Here is a 23,611-nt window from a genome sequence, read left to right on the forward strand (position 1 = left end):
CTCAGCGTCTGCCACTCAGGGCTGTCGATGCGCCCCGTCAAGCGGGGTATTGGGGGGCGGCCAGCCCTGCTGCGCGCGGGCTGTGGCGGCCTGGGTCTGGTGCATTTCAAGGCGCTCGAACGCGCGCAGAGCGCCATCGCGGGGAGCGGGATCCGCTGGCCAGCAGCTGGCGGGCAGCGCCTGCACCCCCAGCAGGGCAACGGACAACAGCAACAGATAAGGGGCCATCTTGCAGCACTCCGGTGGCAGCAGAGTGTCTATTCTTGTCGAGGACCGATGACGGCTTGATGACGGGACGGGATCGTCATTTTACAACATCTGACGAGGCGGGCCGGCGCCGAGATACATATGGCGACATTTATGCCAAATCTGCGCGGACCAGTTAATTTATGCCCTAAAAAGTAGCCAAGAGGAAAACGTTATCCCTGAAAAGAAAACGTTATCTGGTCAAAACGTTGTTTCTGGATCATAAAAAGTATCCAAAAACTGGTGTATATTGCACGGCGGAAACTCCTTAACCATGAAGACTGACATGAAAAAGACCAAAATCGTCTGCACCATCGGTCCCAAGACCGAATCCAAAGAAATGCTGGCCAAGATGCTGGACGCCGGCATGAACGTCATGCGCCTGAACTTCTCCCACGGCGACTACGCCGAGCACGGTGGTCGCATCAGCAACCTGCGCGCTGTCATGGCCGAAACCGGCAAGCACGCAGCCATTCTGCTGGACACCAAGGGTCCGGAAATCCGTACCATCAAGCTGGAAGGCGGCAACGACGTTGCCCTGGTCGCTGGCCAGACCTTCACCTTCACCACCGACCAGACCGTGGTTGGCAACAAAGACAAAGTAGCCGTGACCTATGCCGGTTTCGCCAACGACCTGCGCGTCGGCAACCGCATCCTGGTTGACGATGGCCTGATCGGTCTGGACGTCATCGAGATCACCGAGCGCGAAGTCATCTGTAAAGTACTGAACAACGGCGATCTGGGCGAGAACAAGGGCATCAACCTGCCGGGCGTCTCCATCAAGCTGCCGGCCCTGGCCGAGAAAGACAAGCGCGACCTGATCTTCGGTTGCGAGCAAGGCGTTGATTTCGTTGCCGCCTCCTTCATTCGCAAGAAAGAAGACGTGCTGGAAATCCGTGAGCACCTGAAAGCCCACGGTGGCGAGAACATCCAGATCATCTCCAAGATCGAAAACCAGGAAGGCCTGGACAACTTCGACGAGATCCTGGCTGTCTCCGACGGCATCATGGTTGCTCGTGGTGACATGGGTGTAGAAATTCCGGTTGAAGAAGTTATCTTCGCCCAGAAGATGATCATCGAGAAGTGCAACAAAGCCCGCAAAGTGGTCATCACCGCCACCCAGATGCTGGACTCCATGATCAAGAACCCGCGTCCGACCCGCGCCGAAGCCGGCGACGTGGCCAACGCCATCCTGGACGGTACCGACGCAGTCATGCTGTCCGGTGAGTCCGCCAAGGGCAAATACCCGCTGGAAGCCGTGACCATCATGGCCACCATCTGCGAGCGTACCGATGCCGTGATGCCGTCCAACCTGTCTGCTGCCAACGACAGCAACAAGCTGCGCATCACCGAAGCGGTCTGCAAAGGCGCGGTAGAGACCTCCGAGAAGCTGGACGCCCCGCTGATCGTGGTTGCCACCGAAGGCGGCAAGTCTGCCAAGGCCATCCGCAAGTACTTCCCGAAAGCCTGGATCCTGGCCATCACCACCAACAAGAAGACCGCTGCCCAGCTGGTACTGACCAAGGGTGTGGTTGCTCACGTGGTTGACAGCATCGCCTCCACCGACGATTTCTATCGCATCGGCAAAGAAGCGGCGCTGGCCAGCGGCATGGGTCTGAAGGGTGACGTGGTTGTCATGGTCTCCGGTGCCCTGGTACCGAGCGGCACCACCAACACCGCTTCTGTTCACGTTCTTTAATCGGAACTGAACAAGCTGAAAACGGCGCCTGCGGGCGCCGTTTTTTTTATCTGCCCCCCTGCTGCCCATTCCTGCCCGGTGTTAGAATCCACGCGGATTTAATCCAAGTGGGAAATCTCCCAAATATCGCGTAATAACCCGGAAGTTTTATGCTCTCAACACGCTTCAAAAGAGCCTCGGCGACCCTGTTGCCGCTGCTCTGCTTACTCGTCAGCCTCTGCGCCCCGCAGGCCATGGCGCAGGATGTGCCCTCACGTGCCAGTGTGCAGCGGGCGCTCGATGCCCTTGGCAAGTCTGATACCCTCACCGTCAGCCAGCAGGCCGACCAGAAATTCCTGACCGACACCCTCACCCTGCTCGACAGCATCGAGAAGGAGAAGAGCAAGGCCAAGAGCCAGAGCGAGCGCATCCGCTCCCTGCCGGCCGAGCTCAGGGACATCAGCGCCAAGCTCGATGCCCTGACCCAGAACAAGAGTGCCGAGCAGATCAAGAGTGAATACGCCAGCATGAGTCTGAGCGAGCTGGAGAGTCGCCAGCCCGACGTCATGGCCAACATGCAGGATGCCCAGGAAGCCCTCGGCACCATCGGCAGCCAGATCACCAGCCTGCAAACCCTGCCGGAACGGGCCCAGGCCCTGATGAGCCGCGCCTATCAGCGCAGCCAGGAGATCCGTACCCGCCTCAATGCCGGTGACGGAGTGAGCGGTGCCGAGAAGATGAAACTGGGCGCCGAACTGGCCTTGCAGGAGCTGCAACTGGCCAACCTGCAACAGCAGCTGGACAACCGCACCAGCATGCAGGATCTGGCCGTCAAGCAGCGCGACTACCAGAGCGCCCGCCTCGCGAGCGAAGAGCAAAAGCTGCAACTGCTGCAAGAGCAGAGCAGTGCCAAGCGCCTCGGTGACACCGAAAAGACCGCCGAGCAGACCGGTGAGCTGGTCGCAGCCGATGACAACCCGCTGGTACAAAAAGAGCAGGAGCTCAACCATCAGCTCAGCCAGCAGCTGGTCAGCGCCACCACCAACCTCAACTCGCTGGTGCAGAAGAACCTGCAGGCCAAGAGCTGGCTGGAACGCGGCACCCAGACCGAGCGCAACCTCAACGAACAGGTGCAGATGCTCAAGGGCAACCTGCTGCTGTCACGCATTCTCTACCAGCTCTATCAACAGCTGGAGTCATCGCCCTCCACGTTGGTGAAGAACCTGGAAGAGCAGATCGCCGACCTGCACCTGGCCCAGTTCGAGCTGAGCCAGCAGCGCGACCAGCTGTTCCAGAAGACCCAGTATCTGGACAACCTGATCGCCAACAGTAGCGAGCCGGTGAGCGAGGAGGACAGAACCAGCCTCTCCAAGCTGCTCGACACCCGCATCAGCCTGCTCGACCAGCTCAACCGCCAGCTGGATGCCCAGCTGACCAACGCCATCAGCCTGCAGCTGACCCAGCAGCAGCTGGCGCGGATCTACTCCTCCATCGAATTTACCCTGCAGCAGCACATCTTCTGGGTGAGCAGCAACAAGCCCATCGACGGCAAGTGGTTCATCAGCTGGCCGGCCCAGGCCTACAAACAGGCCTCCGACTGGGTGCTGAAACCGGACTGGAGCGGCTGGGGTGAAACCTTGCTGCCCATCACCCTGCTCGCCTTCCCGCTGCTGCTGGTGGGCGGTCTGCTGATCTGGAAGCGCCCGGCGCTGGTGGAGCGGCAGAAGAAGATCACCAAGGATCTGGGGCGTTTTCGCCAGGACAGCCAGTGGCACACCCCGCGTGCCCTGCTGTTTACCGTGCTGCAACGCCTGCCGGGCAGCCTGTTCATTCTGGCCGCCGGTCTCTGGCTCACTTACTGCGGCCTGCTCAGTCCCAAGCTGATTTTCCAGATCACCCTCAACCTAGCGCTCGGCTACCTGGTGTTCAGCGTCTATCTGGCGGTGATGCGGCCGGGCGGCATTGCCGAGACCCATTTCCGCATTGCCAGAGCCGAGCTGCAGGCCAAGCGCACCAGCATGCGCTACCTGTGGGTGCCCTTGCTGCCGCTCATCATGCTGTCGACCAAGGCGGTGGTAGAGCCCTCGTCGCTGGGCAACGACGTGGTGGGTCAGGCGCTGACCCTGGCCCTGCTGGGGCTGGCCGCCTATCTGGTGTTCCCCATCTCCCGCGCCCGCATCAAGGGCGAGGCGAGCATGCAGCAGTCCATCACCGCCATCGCCCTAGCGCTGGCGCCGGTGGCGCTGATGGTGCTGGTCGGGCTGGGCTACTACTACACCGCCCTCAAGCTGACCGGCCGGCTGATCGAATCCTTCTACCTCATCATCATCTGGAGCCTGGTCTACCGCACCGCCCTGCGCGGGCTGGAGCTGGCGGCCCGCCGTCTGGCCTATCGCCGTGCGGTGGCCAAGCGCGAGCACAAGTCTTCGGAAGATGCGGAAGGGGGTGAGTCCATCGAAGAGCAGCCCATGGATCTGGAGGATGTCAGCCAGCAGTCCCTGCGCCTGACCCGCACTGTGCTGCTGCTGGTGTTCGGCGTCGCCTTCTACTGGCTCTGGTCCGATCTGGTGGCGGTCTTCTCCTACCTCGACAGCATGGTGCTGTGGCACAAGAGCGTGGGCTCCGGCGCCAATGCGGTGCTCTACCCCGTCAGCCTGAGCGATGTGCTGACCGCCATCTTCATGCTGGGGGCGGCCTGGTCGCTGGCCCGCAACCTGCCGGGTCTGCTGGAGGTGTTGGTGCTCTCCAAGCTGCGCCTGGCCCAGGGCACGGCCTACGCCATCACCACCATGCTCAACTACGTGCTGATCGGGGTCGGTACCCTCACCGCTCTCTCCCTGATGGGCATGCAGTGGGACAAGCTGCAATGGCTCGCCGCCGGTCTGACGGTCGGTATCGGTTTCGGTCTGCAGGAGGTGGTCGGCAACTTCGTCTCCGGCATCATCATCCTGTTCGAGCGTCCGGTACGGATCGGTGACACCGTCACCATCGGTACCTTCTCCGGTACAGTCTCCAAGATCCGCATCCGCGCCACCACCATCACCGACTTCGACCGCAAGGAGGTGATCATCCCCAACAAGGTGCTGATGACCGAGCGGCTGATCAACTGGTCGCTGAGCGACACCGTCACCCGGGTCATCGTGCGGGTGGGGGTGGCCTACGGCTCGGATCTGGAGCTGACCCGCACCCTGCTGAAACAGGCGGCGGACGACAACAGCCGCGTCTTGAAAGACCCGGCCCCCATCGTCTACTTCCTTACCTTCGGCCCCAGCACCCTGGATCACGAGCTGCGCTTCTTCGTGAGCGAGCTCGGCGATCGCAACCCGGCGGTGGACGAGCTGAACCGCAAGATCGACGCCCTGTTCAAGGCCAACGGCATCGAGATCGCGTTCAACCAGATGGATGTCTACATCAAGAACATGAAGGGCGAAGAGCAGAAGGTGGAGTCCGACTCCGCCCAGCCTCCCGCCCTGCCGGGTGCCCAGCCCGTCTAAGGCAGCACGCCATGCCAATAGAAGGCCCCGCAAGGGGCCTTTTTTATGGTCGGCGGCCGGCCGCCCACGCTGGTTTTGTGACGTGCCGGCCAGAATGGGACGCCGTTTGCCGCTAGCCTGAAGCGCTTATCCCCTGCTCACCGACCTGCCAATCGAGGTCGGCCGCGATACACTGAGGGGCCAACCCCCACATTTGTCAAGGTGCGCCAATGAGTTCCCAACCCTCTCTGCTCTCTTTTCTCGGCTCCCCCCTGCTCGGGGTGGCTGCCACCTATGTCGACCCCGCCAGCAAGGAGACCGGCGTCTACATCTGCGGGGTCGAGATCCAGGCCGGCGACGAACTGGTGCTGAGCTTTCCCAAGGGGCACCAGCTGGCGGTGGGGGAGAAGATCACCCTGCATCTGGACAACCGCACCGGGGTCGACGAGTACGACGCCTCCTTGAGCGTCTATCGCGTCTCCTACAAGGGGGTGATAACAAAAACCGCCCCGGACAAGGTGCAGGTCACCCCGCTGCAGTTCGAGCTCTGGTACGGCAACCGGGTGGTCTATGGCTTCGCCCAGCCGGACTATCAGCATCCGGCCGATGAACGTCCCGCCTGCGAGCTGCCGGTCACCCCGCTCACCGGCCTGCCGGTGCCTGACCTGCGCGAAGTGGAGAACAAGATCGGGGTGCTGGTGACCCGGGCCCAGTCCCAGCCGCACACCACTGTGCTGGCGTTTCTCTCCTCCGATGAGGACGATATCTTCTTCATCACCTTCCCCGAGACCTTCAAGTCGCAATTGCTCAAGCGCGACGGGCGCTGCCACTTCGCCATCGACTCGCGGGCGGTGTTTACCTACACCCGCGCCATCGAGTGGAACTACACCATCATCGCCGCCGATGCCTACCAGATCCCGCAGGATCACCCGCTGTTCGAGCCCATCCGTGCCGCCTTCGTGCAGAAGAATCCGTGGGAAGTGGGCTTCTTCAGCCACCCGCAAGTGGAGCTCTACCACCTCAAGGCCCGTCAGGTGGTCTGCCCTGGGCGGGCAAAAGAGTAGGCCAGAGCGGGCCCGAAAGAGGATAAGATGACCGCCGTTGCCCATGACAAGGAGTAGAGAGCAGATGCAGCAGGTCGTTTATGTGGCGAGCCCCGCCAGCCAGCAGATCCATGTGTTCGCCCTGGCCGGGAGCGGGGAGCTCGCGTTATTGCAGGTGGTCGACACCCCGGGCCAGGTCCAGCCGCTGGTGATCAGCCCGGACGGACACTGGCTCCATGCCGCCGTACGGCCCGATTTTGCGCTCATCAGCTACCGGATTGGCGTGGATGGCCGGCTCAGCGAGCCGAGCTCGGCGCCGCTGGCGGGCAGCGCTTCCCACACCGCCATCTCGGCCGACGGCCGCTTCCTGCTGGCGGCCTCCTATGCCTTCAATCATGTCACCGTCTCCGCCATCGGCAGCACCGGTCGGGCTGCGCCGCCCCACCAGCAGCTCGACGGCTTGCAGGCCGCCCACTCGGTCACCCTGCTGGCCACCGATGGCCAGGGCGAGCAGGAGGTACTGGTCGCCTGCCTCAAGGAGGATCGTATCCGCCGCTTTGTGCTCTGCCGGGAGGGCCGGCTGCGCCCCCATCCGCTGGGGGATCTGCAGACCGCCAGCGGCGCCGGCCCGCGCCATCTGGCGCTCCACCCAATCAATGGCGACCTCTATTGCCTGAACGAGCTCGACTGCACCATCAACCGCTATCGGCGCAGCGCCGATGGCGACATCACACTGTGCCAGAGCCTGGAGATGCTGCCTGCCGGTTATCAGGGGGAGTACTGGGGAGCTGATCTGCACGTGACACCGGATGGGCTCTTTCTCTACAGCAGCGAGCGGGCCAGCAGCCTGCTGACCCAGTTCGCCATTGCGCCGGATGGCGAGCTCGGGGTGGTCGGCCACTTCCCCACCGAAACCATGCCGCGCGGCTTTGCCATCGACGGGCAGGGCTGCTGGCTGCTGGCGGCAGGGCAAGCCTCCCACCAGCTGGCGCTGCACCGCATCGATCCGGCCAGCGGCGCCCTCACCCTGCAGGCACGCCAGCCAGTGGGCGAAGGGGCCATGTGGGTGCGGGTATTGACGCTGGCACCCTGAGATCTCAGTACTTAGCCCAAGCCCGGCGCACCGACAAAACAGAGAGGCCACCCTGGGGTGGCCTCTCTTTCATCATCTCAACGCACAGCAAGCCAGGCATTTAATCCTTGGCGCTCTCCATGGCACCCTCTTCGGAGTGCTGGGGCAGGATGAGGTTGAGCAGGATGGCGGCCACCGAGGCCAGACCCACACCCGCCAGGGCGAAGTCACCGATCTTCATCTCCAGCGCACCGACACCCACGGTCAGGGTCACGGCCACGATGGCGATGTTGCGCGACAGCCCCAGATCCACCTTGGACTCCACCAGGGTCTTGAGACCGATGGCGGCGATGGATCCGAACAGCAGCAGCATGATGCCGCCCATCACCGGCATCGGGATGGAGGTGAGCAGGGCGTTGAACTTGCCGAAGAAGGCCAGAATGATGGCGAACACCGCGGCCCAGGTCATGGTGACCGGGTTGAAGTTGCGAGTGATCATCACGGCGCCGGTCACTTCGGCATAGGTGGTGACGGGGGGGCCACCAATGAAGCCGGCGAAGCAGACGCCGATGCCGTCACCGGCCAGGGTACGGTGCAGGCCCGGGTTCTTGGTGTAATCCTTGCCCGTCACGCCACCGATGGCCAGCACGCCGCCGATGTGTTCGATACAGGGGGCGATGGCCACCGGCAGCATGAACAGCGCCGCGGCCCAGTTGATCTCGGGGGTCACGAAGTGGGGCAGCGCCAACCAGGGGGCGTTCACCATGCCATCGAAGCTCACCTGACCCATCAGCACGGCGGCCACATAACCGGCGATGACGCCGGAGAGGATGGGGATGAGCTTGATCCAGCCCTTGCAGAACACCGCCGCAATCAGGGTCACCGCCAGCGAGATACCGGCCAGGGTCAGCGCAACCGAGGCTGGCACCACCTGTTCACCACCGGCGCGGCCCATCGCCATGTTGCAGGCCACCTGGGCGACCGACAGACCGATCACCATGATCACCGGACCAATCACCACCGGCGGCAGCAGCTTGTGCACGAAGCCCATCCCACGTACGCGAATGAGCGCGGCCAGGATGAAGTACATGAAACCGGCGGCAAACAGACCGAACATGGTGGAGGGCAGGCCCCAGGTCTGGGTGGCGTAAATGATGGGGGCGATAAAGGCAAAGCTGGAACCGAGGAAAATCGGGACCTGGCGGCGGGTGCAGAGCTGGAACAGCAGGGTGCCCACACCGGCGCCAAGCAGGGCCATGGAGGGGTTCAGTCCGGTGAGCAGGGGCACCAGAACCATGGCACCGAAGGCGACAAACAGGATTTGCAGCCCGGCGACACTTTGCTTGACTAAGGAAAACATGGATGTCCTTAATTTTTTGATAACTGACAGGGATATTTGACACTTTTCAGTTATCACAAGACTTTTTCAAGGCACTAAATGAGCCATTCGGCGTCATTTGTTGCCTCTTACTGCTTGGGGAGAGCATGAAACTGGCTTTTTAGGCGGGATTCGTTGCTACAAGCATCGAGGAAGCGATTTTACGCACTTTTATGGCTGACGCCAATCGTTTTTCCACGCTGTTTTGTTGTCAGGTGTTGCCCCTGCCCCGCCACCGGCCCCCTCTATACTTGATGGCGTGAACCCAGCCGGACAAGGAGTCCCCCATGTCACTGCCCGCTTTCAAGCCCAGCCAGCGTCGACTGCTGGTGGGCTCGGCCATCGCCCTGGCCCTGTTTGCCACCCCGCTCAGCTATGACTTCAGCCACCATCAATGGCAGCTAAATCAGGCCTATGCCAAGTCCTGTTTCGTGGCCGGCACCCGCATCCTGATGGCCGATGGGGAGGAGAGTCCCATCGAGACCCTGCAGGTCGGTGAGCGGGTGCGGGATCAATATGGCCACAGCAACCGGATCCTGGCGATCGAGCGGGTACCGCTGGGAGAGCGCAGACTATACGGGCTCAACCGGCTGGCCCCCTTCTTCACCGCCGAACACCCCTTGCTGACCACCCGCGGTTGGGCGGCCATCGCCCCGGCCATGACCCGCACCGAGAACCCGACCCTCGCCGTGCTGCCGCTCTTTACCGGCATGCATCTGCTGGGTTGGTCGGAACACAGCAGTGCAGGCAACCTGGCGCTGGCCCCCCAACCCACCCCGCTACTGGTGGAGTCCCTCTGCTGGCTGGACGCCCCGCCCACCACGGCACTGTTCAACCTGATCCTGGATGGCAGCCACAGCTATGTCGCCAATGGGCTGATCGTTCACAACAAGGATGGCGATGGCAGTGGCGGCGGCAGTGGAAACGGTGGAGGAGGAAGCAGCGGCGGAGGCGGTAGCGGTAGCAGTAGTGGAGGCAATGACAGCGACGGCGGTGGCAGCAGCGGTGGAGGCAGCGACAGCGATGGCGGCGGCAGCAGCGGTGGAGGCAGCGACAGCGATGGCGGCGGCAGCAGCGGTGGAGGCAGTGACAGCGGTGGAGGCAGTGACAGCGATGGCGGCGGCAGCAGCGGTGGAGGCAGTGACAGCGATGGCGGCGGCAGCAGTGGTGGAAGCAGTCACGATGGCGGCAGCGACAGCAGCCATGGCGGTGACGACAACGGCGGTGGGGAACATGCCGGCGGCGAACAGCATGCAGGAGGTGATCGGCATGCCGGTGGTGAGCAGCATGGCGGAGGGGACAGCCACGCCGGCGGAGATCGTCACGGTGGCGGGCGTGGCCTCGGCAATGGCCTCGATGACAACGGGGTCGATACCGTCGACGCCAATGGCAACGAGATCCGGGGTGACGGCACGGTCGACGACAACGGGGTAGATGCCGTCGACGCCAATGGCAACGAGATCCGGGGCGACGGCACGATAGACGATCGCGACCAGACCCTGACCGATGCGCAGGAGCAAGCGCTGATCCAGCAAGGGTTCAACAGCAAGGTGCAACCATGAGCCGTTATCTGCTGATCTGCCTGGCGCTGTGGTTGTCCGCCTGTGCCACCCAGCCAGCCACCCCGCTCTATCACCAGATGGACAAGCAGGATGTGGCGCTGGCCAATCAGGCGCTGGCCGAGGCGCTGCAAACCCGCCCCAAGGGCCAGAGCCTCACCTGGTTCAACTCCGCCAACCGCCACTCAGGCAGCGTCACGCCACTGCGCACCTTCCGCCACCCCAACGGCCTCTGGTGTCGCGACTACCGCGAGCAGCTCTACATAGGCCAAGCCAGTCAGCAGTGGCAGGACACCGCCTGCCGCAGCAAGGTGGGGCACTGGCTGCCGCTGCGCAGCTGACAGCTCAGGTAACAAAAAAGGGGTGGCCGTGGCCACCCCTCTGCTATTGCCAGTGCAAGCTTGCAGCCATCATACCCGGCGATAGGGCAGGTAGACCGGCTCCCACATGTGGTTGAGGATGTGCTGCTGCAGATCCTGACCGATGAGCGGATGGGAAGGATCCCGCCGCACTATGTCCTTGAGCACCGCCGTCGCCACGTGCACCGAGATGTTGCGCAGCTCGCGAATGCGCGGATAGACGGCCCCCTTGGCCAGGTCCACCTCGCTCACGCACTCTGCCAGCGCAAAGGCGGCGGTGGTGAAGATGTCCGGCGTGATCTCGCGGATCTGGCTGACGATGGCCGCCAGGCCCACCCCCGGGAAGATGAAGACGTTGTTGCCCTGGCCGACCCGGAACTCCTGCCCTTCGTAGTGCACATCCTTGAACGGGCTGCCGGTGGCGACGATGGCCTTGCCCTGGCTCCAGCGATAGATGTCGTCCGGCAGCGCCTCGCAGTTGGCGGTCGGGTTGGAGAGCGGGAATACCATGGGGCGCGCGCAGTGTTTTTGCATCAGCTGCACGTGCTCCTCCTTGAAGGCGCCGCCCGAGCCGCTGGTGCCCAGCAGCACGGTGATCGGCACATGGCGCAGCACATCGGTCAGGTTGGCCTTGCCGGGCACCTCGGTGTCCCAGCCAGCCAGCAGCAGACCCGGCTTGGCGTAGCGGCGCTTGTACTCGTCGAGCCCCTCGCGGTTGTCACACACCAGCCCCTGGGTATCCAGGATATAGATGCGATCGCGGGCCGCCTGCGGATCCAACCCTTCGCGGATCATGCCCGCGCAGATCTGATCCGCCACCCCGACCCCGCCAGCACCGGCGCCATAGACCAGGTAGTTCTGCTGGCCCAGGGTCTCGCCCTTGACCTTGACCGCCCCTATGATGCCCGCCAGCACCACGGCCCCGGTACCCTGGATGTCGTCGTTGAACGACGGCAGCGACTGCTGATAGCGGGAGAGATTGTTGAAGGCGTTGGACTTGCTGAAATCCTCCCACTGCAGCACGGCGTTAGGGAAGTGGCGCTTGACCCCGGCCACGAACTTGTCGATGAAGTCGTCGTACTCCTTGCCACGGATGCGCTTGTGGGGCTGACCCAGGTACATGGGATCATCCAGCAGCGCCTGATTGTCGGTGCCCACGTCGAGCGCAATGGGCAGGCAGCAGGCGGGGTGAATACCGGCGGCCAGGGTATAGAGGGAGAGCTTGCCGATGGGAATGCCCATGCCGCCCACTCCCTGGTCACCGATCCCCAGGATCCCCTGGCTGTCGGTCACGACGATGATGCGCACCGATTTGGCATCCAGCTGACGGGCCAGGGAGCCCATGTCATCGACGTTCTTCGGGGTGATGTAGAGGCCGCGCGCCTTCTGGTAGCGGTGGCTGAACTCCTGACACGCCTTGCCCACGGTCGGGGTGTAGATGATGGGGGTCATCTCCTCCACGTGGCGCGCCAGCAGGGCGTAGAACAGGGTCTCGTTGCGATCCTGCAATGCCCGCAGGTTCTGATACTTCTCGATGTCGCTGCAGGCGCTCAAAAAGCCCTGATAGACCCGATCCAGCTGGGCTTCGAAGGTTTGCACCTGGGGAGGCAACAGGCCGTCGAGCTCGAAGTCGGCGCGCTCCTGTTCGGTAAAGGCGGTGCCCTTGTTGAGATTGCGATCGTTGAGCAGATCGGTGCCAGTCAGTGCGACGGGGCGAAAATCTTGTCCCTGTGCATCTTTCCACAGCAGATATTGTCCGGTAGCCATAGTCATTCTCTTTGATTTACGTGAAATTGCCGTTCGGCAGGAGAGCAAGACTCATAATGAAATCAATCATATGACGTTTGCCTGTTTAGTTTTGTGAGCTTGGGCATACCCTGCGGCCAAAATCCGCGCCGAGGCGGATGATGGTCTCATACCGGCCACGCGCCACAGAGAGCGGCCAACTATGCTCAACAGCAGGCCACCGGCAGGGAGAGGTTCCCGGGGGCAGGAGAGAACACACAGATGAGTGAAATCCTGATCGTCGATGACATGGCATCCAACCGCTACATCTTGCGCAGTCTGCTGGAAGAGGCGGGTTACCGGGTGCGGGAGGCCACCGACGGCCTGCAGGCGGTGGATGCCGCCACCGAGTTCCCCCCCGATCTGGTGCTGATGGACATCAACATGCCGGTGATGGACGGTTACGAGGCGTGCCGCCGCATCAAGCAGCTGCCGGGCCAGTGGTGCCTGCCGGTGCTCTTCATCAGCACCAACAGCGGGATCGGGGCGCTCGAGCAGGCCTTTCAGGCCGGCGGCTGCGACTATGTCTCCAAGCCTTTCCACCAGCTCGAGGTGCTGGCCCGGGTGCAAAACCAGCTGCGTCTCAAGGAGCTGGGGCGCCAGCAAGCCAAGGTGCAGCTCTACCAGAGCCTGTTTCAGCTCACCGCCAGCATCGCCCACGAGATCAACACCCCGATCGGCATCGGCATCACCGCCTCCAGCCTCATTCACGGCGCCGGCGATCTGCTGGCCAGCGCGGTGCAAAACGGCATGCTGGGGCAGCGCCTGCTCCAGCAGCAGCTCACCGACATCAAGGAGGGCACCGAGCTGGTGGAATCCAGCCTGCGCCGGGTCGCCCTGCTGGTGACCCGCTTCAAGGAGCTGACCCGGGATCAGACCGAACTGCCCGCCACCCCCTTTGCCGTACAGAAGAGCCTGCGCAAGCTGCTGCAGGCCTTCACCCCCGAGTTTCTCATCGCCCGAGTCAACGCCGAGCTGGGCGGCGAGGAGGTCACCCTGACCGCCCCCGAGTCGCTGTTTCTCGACCTGGTGCAGGAGCTCATCAAGAACAGCATGGAGCACGCCTTCAAGGGGCCGGGGGAACACCGCCTCTCCCTGCAGGTGGAGCGGGCCGGCAGCGAGCTACTGCTGATCTACCGGGACAACGGCCCCGGCATGGCGGCCGAGCAGCTCGCCCACCTGTTCGAGCCCTTCTTCACCACCCTGCGCGGTGACGCCCGCCACTGCGGGCTGAGCGCCTGTCGCATCCACAATCTGGTGGAGAACAACCTGCACGGCCAGCTTGCCGTCACCAGCCCGCCCGGCGAGGGGCTCTGCTACTGCATCCGGCTGCCGCTGCAGCCGCCGCTCTGAGCGGCAGACACAACAAAGGGGCGCCGCAGCGCCCCTTTTCTTTCATTCTGATGTCGCGGCCAGCCTCAGCCTGACTTGCCTACCTTGGGCTCGTCGAGCTGGTGCTTCACCTCTTCATACCAGAGATCGTGGTGCTCCTTGGCCCAGGTCTCGTCCACCTCGCCGCTGATCATCCCCTCCAGCGCCCCTTCCAGCTGGAACAGGCCCATGTAGATGTGGAAGATGAAGCCGCAGATGAGGATCAAGGCGCCGACGATATGGATGAAGCTGGCCCACTCCATCTGGCGGCGCAGCTGGCCGAAGATGGGGAAGTCCAGAAACAGCCCGGTCGCCACGACGATGCCGCCAAACCAGATCAGCAGCCAGAAGATCGCCTTCTCGCCGCCGTTGGAGAAGCCCGCCGAGGGGTGACTCCCCTTGTGGGGCCCCAGCATGCCGCCCGCCTTCATGAACCAGCGCACGTCCACCATGTTGACGATGTTGTGGCGAAACCACTTGATGAGCACTCCCATCAGGCAGAGGAAGAAGAGCGGCCCCACGTAGTTGTGGAACACCTTGGCGAACCAGATCCAGTTCTCCCACACCCCGATGCTCACCACCGGCTTGATGAAGTGCTTGCCGTAGATGATGGCCAGCCCGGACCCGGAGAGGGTCAGGAACATGCCCGCCGTGGTCCAGTGCAGCGCCCGATCGAGCCGGCTCCAGCGCTTGAGCTTGCGCCCGGTGCGCGGCTTGGAGAGCTTGGTCGGCCCCACCGCCCAGTACATCAGGCCGCACATGGCGAGCGACCCGAAAATGGCGATGGCACCGAGCGGCGACACCCACTTGGTCTTCACCTCGAACCAGAGCTGGCCCGGCACCGAGATGAGCACCCCGTGCTCCGGCGAGCGGGAGGTGGTCACCCCCTCCTGCCCGTCCTTCACCGCCCGCCAGTAGTCGGCGCCGGCAAAACCGACCGCCTCTTTCTCGGCGTCGGCGAAGCTGGCGGTACTCACCAGCAGCAGGGCGGCAAACAGGGCCATTAGCCAGGTTTTCATGCCGCCCCTCCCTTGCCCGCCTTGCTGGCGTCATGGAACAGCTCTTCACCGCTGCCCCAGCCCGCTTCTTTGGCGCCGCGATAGGCGACCCGCTCGCGGAAGATGTCGGAGATGACCTGCGCATCCCCCGCCAGCAGCGCCTTGGTGGAGCAGAGCTCGGCACACATGGGCAGCTTGCCCTCGGCGATGCGGTTGGCTCCGTACTTCTGGCGCTCCGCCTCGCTGTGATCCTCCTCCGGGCCGCCGGCACAGAAGGTGCACTTGTCCATCTTGCCCCGATCGCCGAAGGCGGCGGTCTTCGGGAACTGGGGCGCCCCGAACGGGCAGGCGAACAGGCAGTAGCCACAACCGATGCAGAGATCCTTGTTGTGCAGCACGATGCCGTCGTCAGTGTGATAGAAGCAGTCGGCCGGGCAGACCGCCATGCAGGGGGCGTCGGTGCAATGCATGCAGGCGACCGAAATGGAGGTCTCACCCGGCAGGCCGTCGTTGAGGGTTACCACCCGGCGGCGCTGGATGCCCCACTCCAGGGCATCGTCGTTCTCGTTCTTGCACGCCGTCACACAGCCGTTGCACTCGATGCAGCGCTTGGTGTCACACATGAATTTCATTCTGGCCATGGGATCAGGCTCCTACTTTGCGAAAACGGCACAGGGTGACCTTGGTCTCCTGCATCTGGGTGACCGGGTCATAACCATAGGTAGTGACTATGTTGACCGACTCCCCCAGCACATAGGGGTCAGACCCTTCCGGATATTTGGATCGCAGATCCTTGCCCTCGAAGTGGCCGCCGAAGTGGAACGGCATAAAGGCGAGCCCCGGCTTGACCCGCGGGGTCACCAGCGCCTTCACCTTGACCCGGCCTCCTTCCGGCCCCTCGACCCACACGTCCTGACCGTCGCGCACGCCGACGTCGTTGGCATCCGCCGGGTTCATCTCGACGAACATCTCCTGCTGCAACTCGGCCAGCCAGGGGTTGGAGCGGGTCTCGTCACCGCCCCCCTCGTACTCCACCAGACGGCCGGAGGTGAGGATGATCGGGAACTCCTTGCTGACGTCCTTCTCCTGCACCGAGGCGTACTGGGTCGGCAGGCGCCACAGGCTCTTGGCATCGGGCCAGGTGGCGTAGTCGGCCAGCAGATCCCGGCGCGGGGTGTAGAGCGGCTCGCGGTGCTTGGGCACCTGATCCGGGAAGGTCCACACCACGCAGCGCGCCTTGGCGTTGCCGTAGGGGACGAAGCCGTGCTTGATGGCCACCCGCTGGATACCGCCGGAGAGATCGGTCTTCCAGTTTTTGCCCTCGGCCTCTTTCTTCTCGGCCTCGGTCAGCTCATCCCACCAGCCAAGCTGCTTCATCAGATCGGCGGTGATCTCGGGATAACCGTCTTCCACCTCGCTCCCCTTCGGCCAGGAGTCTTCGGCCAGCAGCGAGACGCCCTGATACTCGATGCCGAAACGGGCACGGAAACCGCCGCCCCCTTCCGACACCGGAATGCTGGTGTCGTAGAGGATGTGGCTGCCCGGGTGTTTCATCTCCGGGGTACCCCAGCAGGGCCAGGGCAGACCGTACACTTCGCCGCTGACCGGGCCCCCTTCGGCCTTGAGGTTGGTCTTGTGGAAGGTGTGCCAGTTCTGCTGGTGCGCCTTGAGCCGCTCCGGGCTCTGGCCGGTGTAGCCTACGCTCCACATGCCGCGGTTGTATTCGCGGGTGATGTCTTCCAAGAGCGGCTCGTTGTTCTCCACCTTGATGTGCTTGAACAGCTCATCGGCAAAACCGAGCTTCTTGCTCAAGAGATACATGATCTCGTGGTCGACCTTGGATTCGAACAGCGGCTCGACCACCTTGTCGCGCCACTGCATGGAGCGGTTGGTGGCGGTGACGGAACCATAGGTCTCGAACTGGGTGGTGGCCGGCAGCAGGTAGACGCCGTCGGTGCGATCGTTCATGACGGCGGCGACCGTGGGGTACGGGTCGACAATCACCATCATGTCGAGCTTTTGCATCGCCTTCTTCATCTCGGGGCCGCGGGTCTGGGAGTTGACAGCATGACCCCAGTAGAACATGGCGCGGATGTTGGAACCCTGCTCGATGAGATCGGCGTTCTCCAGCACACCATCAACCCAGCGGGAGACCGGAATGCCGTTGTTGTTCATCGGCAGCTTGCCGTTGTAGGCCTTGTTGTCAAAACGGGCCTTGATCCACTCGTAATCGACGTCCCACACCCGGGCCCAGTGCTTCCAGGAGCCCTCTTCCAGCCCGTAGTAACCGGGCAGGGAGTCGGAGGTGACACCAAAGTCGGTGGCGCCCTGCACGTTGTCGTGACCACGGAAGATGTTGGTGCCCGCCCCGCTCTTGCCCACGTTGCCGAGGGCCAGTTCGAGGATGCAGTAAGCGCGGGTGTTGTTGTTGCCGGTGGTGTGCTGGGTGCCGCCCATGCACCAGACCACGCAGCCGGGGCGGTTGTCGGCCAGCAGTTTGGCGGCGCCATGAACCTGCTGTTCGTTGAGGCCGGTCACCCGCTCCACTTCGGCCGGGGTCCAGCGCGCCACCTCTTTTTGCACCTCGTCCATGCCGTAGACGCGGGTGCGGATGAACTCCTTGTCTTCCCAGCCGTTCTTGAAGATGTGCCAGAGCATGCCCCAGATAAAGGCGACGTCGGTGCCCGGACGCAGGGAGAGGTACATGTCCGCCTTGGCAGCGGTGCGGGTACGGCGCGGGTCGACCACCAGGATCTTGCAGCCGTTGCGCTCTTTGGCCAGCAGGATGTGCTGCATGGCGACCGGATGGGCCTCCGCCGGGTTGGAGCCGATGAACATGATCGACTTGCTGTTGTGCATGTCGTTCAGGCTGTTGGTCATGGCGCCGTAGCCCCAGGTGTTGGCGACCCCGGCGACCGTGGTGGAGTGGCAGATGCGCGCCTGGTGATCCACGTTGTTGGTGCCCCACAGGGACGCCATCTTGCGAAACAGGTAGGCCTGCTCGTTGGAGTGCTTGGCGGAGCCGAGCCAGTAGACGCTGTCGGGGCCGGACTCCTTGCGAAGGCGCAGCACTTCATTGCCCACCTCTTCGATGGCCTGCTCCCAGCTCAGGCGCTGCCACTTGCCGCCCACCAGCTTCATCGGGTACTTGAGGCGACGCTCGCCGTGGCCGTGCTCGCGCAGGGCCGCCCCCTTGGCGCAGTGACCGCCCAAGTTGAAGGGGTGATCGAAGGCCGGCTCCTGGCCGGTCCAGACGCCGTTTTGCACCTCGGCATAGACGCCGCAGCCCACCGAGCAGTGGGAACAGATGGTGCGCTTCACTTCGACCGGCACGTCGGCCGCCACGCTCTTGGCCTCGGCCCGCTGCATCATGGCAGGGGCCAGCCAACCGGCGGCCACGGCGCCGCCGGCCACCAGACTTGAGTTGACCATAAAGGCACGACGGGTCAGCCCCTGACCGCGAGCGGCCCCATTGCTTTGCAAGCTGCCCTGCTCGCCCGCCTGGGGCTGCTCGGCACGTTTCGTCAGTTTCATGAGTTCTCCTTCACTGAGCCGGCTCAGTCGGTGCCGCGCAGGGTGCGATAAAAGTCGTGAACATGGGGGGTCTCCCGATAGCCCTTATCCGGCTCGGTGTCGTGGGTCAGCACCTCCTTGCCCACCACCCGGCCAGTGGCACCGGCCAGCACGCCGATGGTGGCAACCACCCCCACCCCCTTGATCAGATTGCGGCGGGACGGGTCTTTCAGCTGTTCATCGCTCATCTTTCTGTGACCTCTGTTGTTATGGTCGGCTGCGGTGAGCCGGTTTTGCTATGAGTGGGTGACGCAGCGTCATGGCTGCGTCACCACCGGGCTGCCAAAGGGCAGGCGCAGTTCCTGTTCCAGTTTGAAAAAGTCTTCGGCAAGAGCACCGACCGCCCGATAGAAGCTGCCCCCTTTCGCCTGTTGCTGATCGCGGCAGCAGGCGAGTACCCAGGGGGCAAGGTGGCGTTCATAGAAGCGGTTGCGATCCGGGTGCTGCTCGGCAATCAACACCGCCATCACCTCGCAGAGGGCGGCCAGGTGATCTTCCGGCTCGCACACCCCGCTCCGGCGCTCGAAGCCGAGCGACTGGAGGTCGGCGCGCAGCACCGCCAGCGGCAGCTCCATCAAAGAGCCGGTGAGATACCAGGAGGCAAACGGCACGATCTCCCCGCGCCCCAGCCCGATAAAGAGATCCTGATACTCCTCGGCAAGCTCATTCTCGTGGTGGCTGCTGGCCGCCAGCTGCACCAGCCCCAGCCCTCTGGCAAAGGGGCCGGGCATGGCCTGCAGGCCTTGCAGCCAGGCGAGCTGTTCGCCACGGGGGGCGGCGCGCCAGAGGCTCGCCAGCAGGGCGTACATGTCGGCGCTATTGCGATCCAGGTCGGTCATTGCCGGCGCCTCCGGGTAGTCATTGCGTTGTTCAGTCATCAGAGCCCCCTCACACCTTGAGCTGGGAGACGGGATCCGCCGCCAGCGCCGCAAACACATCCTTGACCCGGCAGTCCTCGCACATCAGCAGCCGCTGGGCGGCCTCGTTCTGAAAGTGGGAGTGACCGGCCAGTTTTTGCTGGATGCGGCGGATAAGGGAGGCCGGCGCGAACGGCTTTCCGCAGCGAATGCAGCAGGCCGCCTCTTCGGCTTTAAGGCTCTGCACGGCGCGGCGCGCCTCGGGCACAGGCTGCAAGCGGGGCATCAGCACGATGGCCTGCTCGGGGCACGCCTTTTCGCACATGCCGCACTGGATGCAATCCTGCTCGATAAAGTTGAGGCCGGGCGCATGACCCACCGCATGCAGGGCGCGGCTCGGACAGACCGCCACGCAGCCCATGCAGAGGGTGCAGTCTGCGTCTTTCAGCTCCACGCTGCCGTAAGGGGCGCCGTGGGGCACTGCCAGCGGCTCACGGCGCCCCTCATTGGCCTGCCAGAGGGCATCGAAGGCGGCAAACAGGTTCTCCCGTTTGTCTCCTTTCAGCGGCTTGTCCAGCAGGGCAATGGCTGGTTCACCGGAGATCGGCTTATCTTGTTCGGCATCCGGGTTAAACAGGGCGATGCGATCGGCAGCAAGCCCAGCGCCCGCCAACAGCACGGCGGCGCTGGCCAGTTCCCGCTCAACCAGCGCACGGACGCTTGCGGGGGCATCGTCACCCAGCGCAATGCGCACTGCGCTGGCACCGTAGGCGAGTGCCGCGAGCCAGCTCTCGATGCCTAAACTCGCGCTCTCCTCCACCCAGACCGGCAGCCAGTTGGCAGATAGGTGGGTGAGCTCGGCTTCCACCCATTCGCGCTCGCTTTCACCGGCAATCAACAGCCGAGGTGCGTCGCCTCCCGCCTCCCGGTAGTGCTTGAGCAGACGCAGCAGATAGTCGCCGCTGGTATTGGCGTCGGGTTGGTGATAGCCAATCGCCCCGGTCGGACAGGCTGAGGCGCAGCTACCAAAGCCCTGACAGAGATGGGGATCGATCTGGATGCGACCATTGATAGGCTTGAGCGCATCGGTCGGGCAGACATCGAGACAGCGGCTGCAACCGGGCACGCCGCGGGCGGTAAAGGCGCACGCCTCGGGGTCGAGGCGAAAATAGCGCGGCTTGTCGAAGATACCGGTCAGCGCACAGAGCTCGGCAAGCCGCTCGGCCAGGTCAGCGTCATCAAAGAGATGCAGATAGCCCACCGGCGGGCGTTCCAGCGCAAACAGCGGGACGCGGCCCAGATCGGCCACCAGATCGAAGCGTGGTTCGCGTAGCTGTTCACTAGCAGCAGCCGCTTGTTGTGGAAAACAGAGCGCAGCCAGATCAAACCTCTCACCCTGCCCATTGAGGCCGGTGAGCTGAAACTGACCGAGATACCCGGTCAGGCTCGGTTCGCGCAGGGTCAGAGCATCCAGGGTGGCGGTAGCCTCGAAGATGGCCTCGAGATCCGCTGCCTCGGCGTCATGCACCGACTCGGTCACCAGCAGGGTCGGCATCACGCCTTGGGGCAGCAGGCTGGCGGCGCGGCGAATGCGGTCTTCCGGGCCGACCAGCAGCAAGCGCCCCTGACTCTGGTAAGAGACGGTGGCCGGGATCAGGTTGTTGGTCTTGACCGTATGCTGCAGGGCATGGGCGCGGGCACGTTCGTTGCGCGCGGCCACGCCATCGGCGGTCAGAGTTGCGACGGATGTTGTTATGGGTTGTTCGATGCTCACATGCACTCCTGTGCGCGCCACCTCGTGGGACGGCGTGCTTGTTGGTCAGCTGGGAGAGCAAGAGCCGAGCCAACTCCCCCAGGAAAAAAGTGACTGGCAGGGAGTCAGGATCCCAAATGCTCTATTTCCCCACCCTTGGTTGGGACATTTTGTCCATCATAGTCAACCAAAATGTCCCGATCGTCGGTGTGGGTTTGAGAATGGTTATCAGCCAAACCTTGCGGTTCGCTGGTTATGGCCGTGGCGGCCACTGTCGCCGGTTCGGGTGCGGCAGCGGTTGAGTGAGGCGCTTCGTCATCCGGCGCCGTCGCCTGCTCCACCAGCCAGTTGCGCAGGCCGGCGGTCAGGGCCGCGGGCAGCAATTCGGGCTGGCTGAAATCCTGGGTGTAGTCGTCGAGCCCATCCGGCTTATGGCTGCGAAACATGGCCCGCAGCGCCTCCCTGTCGGGGAGTTTGGCCTTGCCCGGCTGGGCTGTTGTTAGCTGCGGTTCGCCACTCTCGGCCCCCTCAACGGCAAGGGGTTCACTGCTCCCCTTGTCAGTACTGACTACGGGGCTATCCAGCGCATTATCAGGGATTTCACCTTCGTCACTGCTTTCGATGGGGGTGACAACAGTCTCGGGGATGGCCTCTTCCCTCGGCTGCAATGCCTGATGCTTGCGCGCCTCACTCTTGCGAGACGACCAGCGCTTGAGAAACTCACTCATGGGCGCTGTTTACGGCACAGGTTCCGGCGTCGCTGCCACGCTCGCGGCCATCGGGGCCGGTGGCCTTGACGGCGCCACAGCTGGCTTGATCCTGGCTATCGACACCGAGCTGATCCTGCGCCCGCCCCTTGCCCTTCTTGCCCTTGCGACGGGCCTCCAGCAGCTCGCCGTGGCGGCCGATAAAGGCCTCCACCCAGGCTTGCAGCGCTTCGGGCAGCGGGCAGGAGAGCACCTGCCGCTCGCCATCCATATAGGCGGCGGCCACGGTCTGGCTCAGGGTCAGGCCATCGGCCACAAAGCCATTGTCCACGCGGCTTCCGGTGACAAAGAGGCGGGGCGAGCCGGAGCTCAAATTGAAGCGATAATCCCCCCGCTCATCGCGAAACAGGGTTAGGGGCAAGGCACCGGCAGCCTTGGGCTGCGCGGGGTGGAGTGCCGCAATCTCGAAACGGCGGCTCTGCCAGCGGCCAACCTGGCTGTCGATGGCCTTTAACTCCAGTTGCAGCCAGCGCTGCGGGGAGAGGGGTTTGGTTGTCTCTTGCACTGTCACGGCTCCCATCAGAAGGTCTCTGCCAGGCCGCCCTCCCCCGTGATCCACCCCGTTCGGGACGGATCAGAGCAGGACATTCAGGGCGGCCACAGCCATTAATGGGATAAGACTTAGCAAGAGTGGGGCCAAGGCCGGTCTGGTGGCCACTTGGGGCTTTAATGCTAGTTGGGGCGTCGTGCGGGATATGGGTAGACGCGGGCGTAGGCTGGTGCAGAGCGCAGCGAAGCCCAACATGCAAGGTTAGTTTCAAATCACAGATATCGAAATTTTAAAGAAGAACTATTGATAATCTTCATCTTTTTATAAAAAATCACTTTTGTTTCGGATGACTATTCGAGGTATAGAATGATTCATAGTGTAAAATTAGCATGGGGGATTAATCTTAATGGCGATATAAAGCATATTTATGAGGTGCCTAATGGAAATAAATGTCAATGCGTGTGTATTGAATGTGGTGGTGCACTATGTGCTAATCAAGGAGAAATTAAAACTTGGCATTTCTCACATCAAACAGAGACTAATTGTACCGGTGAAAGCATTATTCATTTCTTAGCAAAGAAAATTATAGAGAATGCGTCAAAAAAATCTGAAAGAATCCATTTTCCTTCTTCGAAGGGAGAAGAAGGTTCATATTGCGATCTAGAAGAATGGCATGTGGAACACTGGCAATATAAAAACTTGTTTTTATCTAACTACACAGCAAAACTAGAAGTTAAAATTGACAATCTGATAGTGGATGTTTTATGCACAGACAATATTACAGGGCAAGCCTTTGCCATTGAAATATATCGAACAAACAAAAAGGATGATGCCGCCGTATCCAAATTCGAACAAAATAAACTGATGTCCATTGAAATAGATCTTAGTGAGGTAAGCTTAGATATATCAAGGCATCAGTTAGAAGAACACGTATTAAAAAGAGCCCCCAGAAAGTGGATTTTCAATACCGAACATGCTCAATTAAAAACTAAAGCCATAGAGAAGCTAAAAAAAGAAATTAACTCTATCAATGCTAAAAACTATAACAATTTTTTAAATCACTCCAAATTAATCGACACATGTCATTGGGCAAAACGTATTCAAATACCTGATTTGAAGCATGATGAAAAATCTAGGGAAGGTGCGAACAAGTCCCTGATATGAGATCATGTTTGTCATCTGGAGCCATGGAACAGGGTTCATCATGAG

General features: G+C 62.3%; 19 protein-coding genes. 8 read left to right on the plus strand and 11 right to left on the minus strand.

Annotated features, from left to right (window positions below):
* Positions 1–15: 15 nt before the first annotated feature.
* Entirely contained in the window at positions 16–228 is a 213-nt protein-coding gene (locus tag PG881_RS12985) for a hypothetical protein (RefSeq protein WP_270800452.1), read from the minus strand.
* Positions 229–532: 304 nt separating this feature from the next.
* On the opposite strand from PG881_RS12985, the gene pykF reads away from it, so the two are divergent.
* From pykF to pgl, 4 genes are all read left to right on the plus strand, one after another.
* Positions 533–1,945 (plus strand): pyruvate kinase PykF, encoded by a 1,413-nt coding sequence (gene pykF / locus PG881_RS12990; RefSeq protein WP_010633307.1) that lies wholly within the window; start codon positions 533–535, stop codon positions 1,943–1,945.
* 149 nt (positions 1,946–2,094) lie between these two features.
* Positions 2,095–5,418, plus strand: coding sequence for a mechanosensitive channel MscK (gene mscK, locus PG881_RS12995; protein ID WP_270800455.1), 3,324 nt, complete (start codon positions 2,095–2,097; stop codon positions 5,416–5,418).
* 209 nt (positions 5,419–5,627) lie between these two features.
* Positions 5,628–6,461 (plus strand): hypothetical protein, encoded by an 834-nt coding sequence (locus tag PG881_RS13000; protein WP_270800457.1) that lies wholly within the window; start codon positions 5,628–5,630, stop codon positions 6,459–6,461.
* Positions 6,462–6,525: 64 nt separating this feature from the next.
* Positions 6,526–7,533 (plus strand): 6-phosphogluconolactonase, encoded by a 1,008-nt coding sequence (gene pgl / locus PG881_RS13005; RefSeq protein ID WP_270800459.1) that lies wholly within the window; start codon positions 6,526–6,528, stop codon positions 7,531–7,533.
* A 100-nt stretch (positions 7,534–7,633) separates the two neighbouring features.
* On the opposite strand, the gene PG881_RS13010 is transcribed toward pgl, so the two are convergent.
* Entirely contained in the window at positions 7,634–8,872 is a 1,239-nt protein-coding gene (locus PG881_RS13010; protein ID WP_016351527.1) for a uracil-xanthine permease family protein, read from the minus strand.
* Between the two features lie 305 nt (positions 8,873–9,177).
* Between PG881_RS13010 and PG881_RS13015 the strand changes: the two genes are divergently transcribed.
* The gene (locus PG881_RS13015; protein ID WP_270800461.1) at positions 9,178–10,452 is read left to right on the plus strand and encodes a hypothetical protein; all 1,275 of its coding nucleotides are present in this window, start codon (positions 9,178–9,180) and stop codon (positions 10,450–10,452) included.
* Complete coding sequence (locus PG881_RS13020; protein WP_270800464.1) at positions 10,449–10,790, plus strand: RT0821/Lpp0805 family surface protein; 342 nt, start codon at positions 10,449–10,451, stop codon at positions 10,788–10,790. The genes PG881_RS13015 and PG881_RS13020 overlap by 4 nt, the downstream gene beginning before the upstream one ends.
* A 69-nt stretch (positions 10,791–10,859) precedes the next feature.
* On the opposite strand, the gene PG881_RS13025 is transcribed toward PG881_RS13020, so the two are convergent.
* On the minus strand, positions 10,860–12,575 hold the full coding sequence (locus PG881_RS13025; protein WP_024944164.1) for an NAD-dependent malic enzyme: 1,716 nt from the start codon (positions 12,573–12,575) through the stop codon (positions 10,860–10,862).
* A gap of 240 nt (positions 12,576–12,815) precedes the next feature.
* On the opposite strand from PG881_RS13025, the gene PG881_RS13030 reads away from it, so the two are divergent.
* On the plus strand, positions 12,816–13,946 hold the full coding sequence (locus PG881_RS13030) for a hybrid sensor histidine kinase/response regulator (RefSeq protein WP_270800467.1): 1,131 nt from the start codon (positions 12,816–12,818) through the stop codon (positions 13,944–13,946).
* Positions 13,947–14,011: 65 nt separating this feature from the next.
* On the opposite strand, the gene PG881_RS13035 is transcribed toward PG881_RS13030, so the two are convergent.
* The 8 genes from PG881_RS13035 to PG881_RS13070 all read right to left on the minus strand — a co-directional run bounded on the left by PG881_RS13035 (position 14,012) and on the right by PG881_RS13070 (position 22,432).
* On the minus strand, positions 14,012–14,983 hold the full coding sequence (locus PG881_RS13035) for a formate dehydrogenase subunit gamma (protein ID WP_158196934.1): 972 nt from the start codon (positions 14,981–14,983) through the stop codon (positions 14,012–14,014).
* Positions 14,980–15,603 carry a formate dehydrogenase FDH3 subunit beta gene (gene fdh3B, locus PG881_RS13040; protein ID WP_042865547.1) on the minus strand — a complete coding sequence of 208 codons (624 nt, stop codon included), beginning with the start codon at positions 15,601–15,603 and terminating at the stop codon, positions 14,980–14,982. The genes PG881_RS13035 and fdh3B overlap by 4 nt, the downstream gene beginning before the upstream one ends.
* Before the next feature lie 4 nt (positions 15,604–15,607).
* The gene (locus PG881_RS13045) at positions 15,608–18,496 is read right to left on the minus strand and encodes a formate dehydrogenase subunit alpha (RefSeq protein WP_270800470.1); all 2,889 of its coding nucleotides are present in this window, start codon (positions 18,494–18,496) and stop codon (positions 15,608–15,610) included.
* Between the two features lie 23 nt (positions 18,497–18,519).
* Positions 18,520–18,723, minus strand: coding sequence for a transcriptional initiation protein Tat (locus PG881_RS13050; RefSeq protein ID WP_005303194.1), 204 nt, complete (start codon positions 18,721–18,723; stop codon positions 18,520–18,522).
* 69 nt (positions 18,724–18,792) lie between these two features.
* A complete protein-coding gene (locus PG881_RS13055; protein WP_045789288.1) occupies positions 18,793–19,413 on the minus strand; it encodes a TorD/DmsD family molecular chaperone in 621 nt (206 codons plus the stop codon).
* Positions 19,414–19,423: 10 nt separating this feature from the next.
* Positions 19,424–21,166 carry a 4Fe-4S dicluster domain-containing protein gene (locus PG881_RS13060; protein ID WP_270800473.1) on the minus strand — a complete coding sequence of 581 codons (1,743 nt, stop codon included), beginning with the start codon at positions 21,164–21,166 and terminating at the stop codon, positions 19,424–19,426.
* A 104-nt stretch (positions 21,167–21,270) separates the two neighbouring features.
* Positions 21,271–21,873: a DUF3306 domain-containing protein gene (locus PG881_RS13065; RefSeq protein WP_270800475.1), complete on the minus strand. Its 603-nt coding sequence runs from the start codon at positions 21,871–21,873 to the stop codon at positions 21,271–21,273.
* Positions 21,866–22,432: a DUF3305 domain-containing protein gene (locus tag PG881_RS13070; protein WP_270800477.1), complete on the minus strand. Its 567-nt coding sequence runs from the start codon at positions 22,430–22,432 to the stop codon at positions 21,866–21,868. The genes PG881_RS13065 and PG881_RS13070 overlap by 8 nt, the downstream gene beginning before the upstream one ends.
* Before the next feature lie 336 nt (positions 22,433–22,768).
* Between PG881_RS13070 and PG881_RS13075 the strand changes: the two genes are divergently transcribed.
* A complete protein-coding gene (locus tag PG881_RS13075; protein ID WP_270800479.1) occupies positions 22,769–23,566 on the plus strand; it encodes a competence protein CoiA family protein in 798 nt (265 codons plus the stop codon).
* Positions 23,567–23,611: the final 45 nt, after the last annotated feature.

Origin of the sequence: Aeromonas sp. QDB54 (assembly GCF_027707385.1) — a bacterium.
Taxonomy (GTDB): domain Bacteria; phylum Pseudomonadota; class Gammaproteobacteria; order Enterobacterales; family Aeromonadaceae; genus Aeromonas; species Aeromonas hydrophila.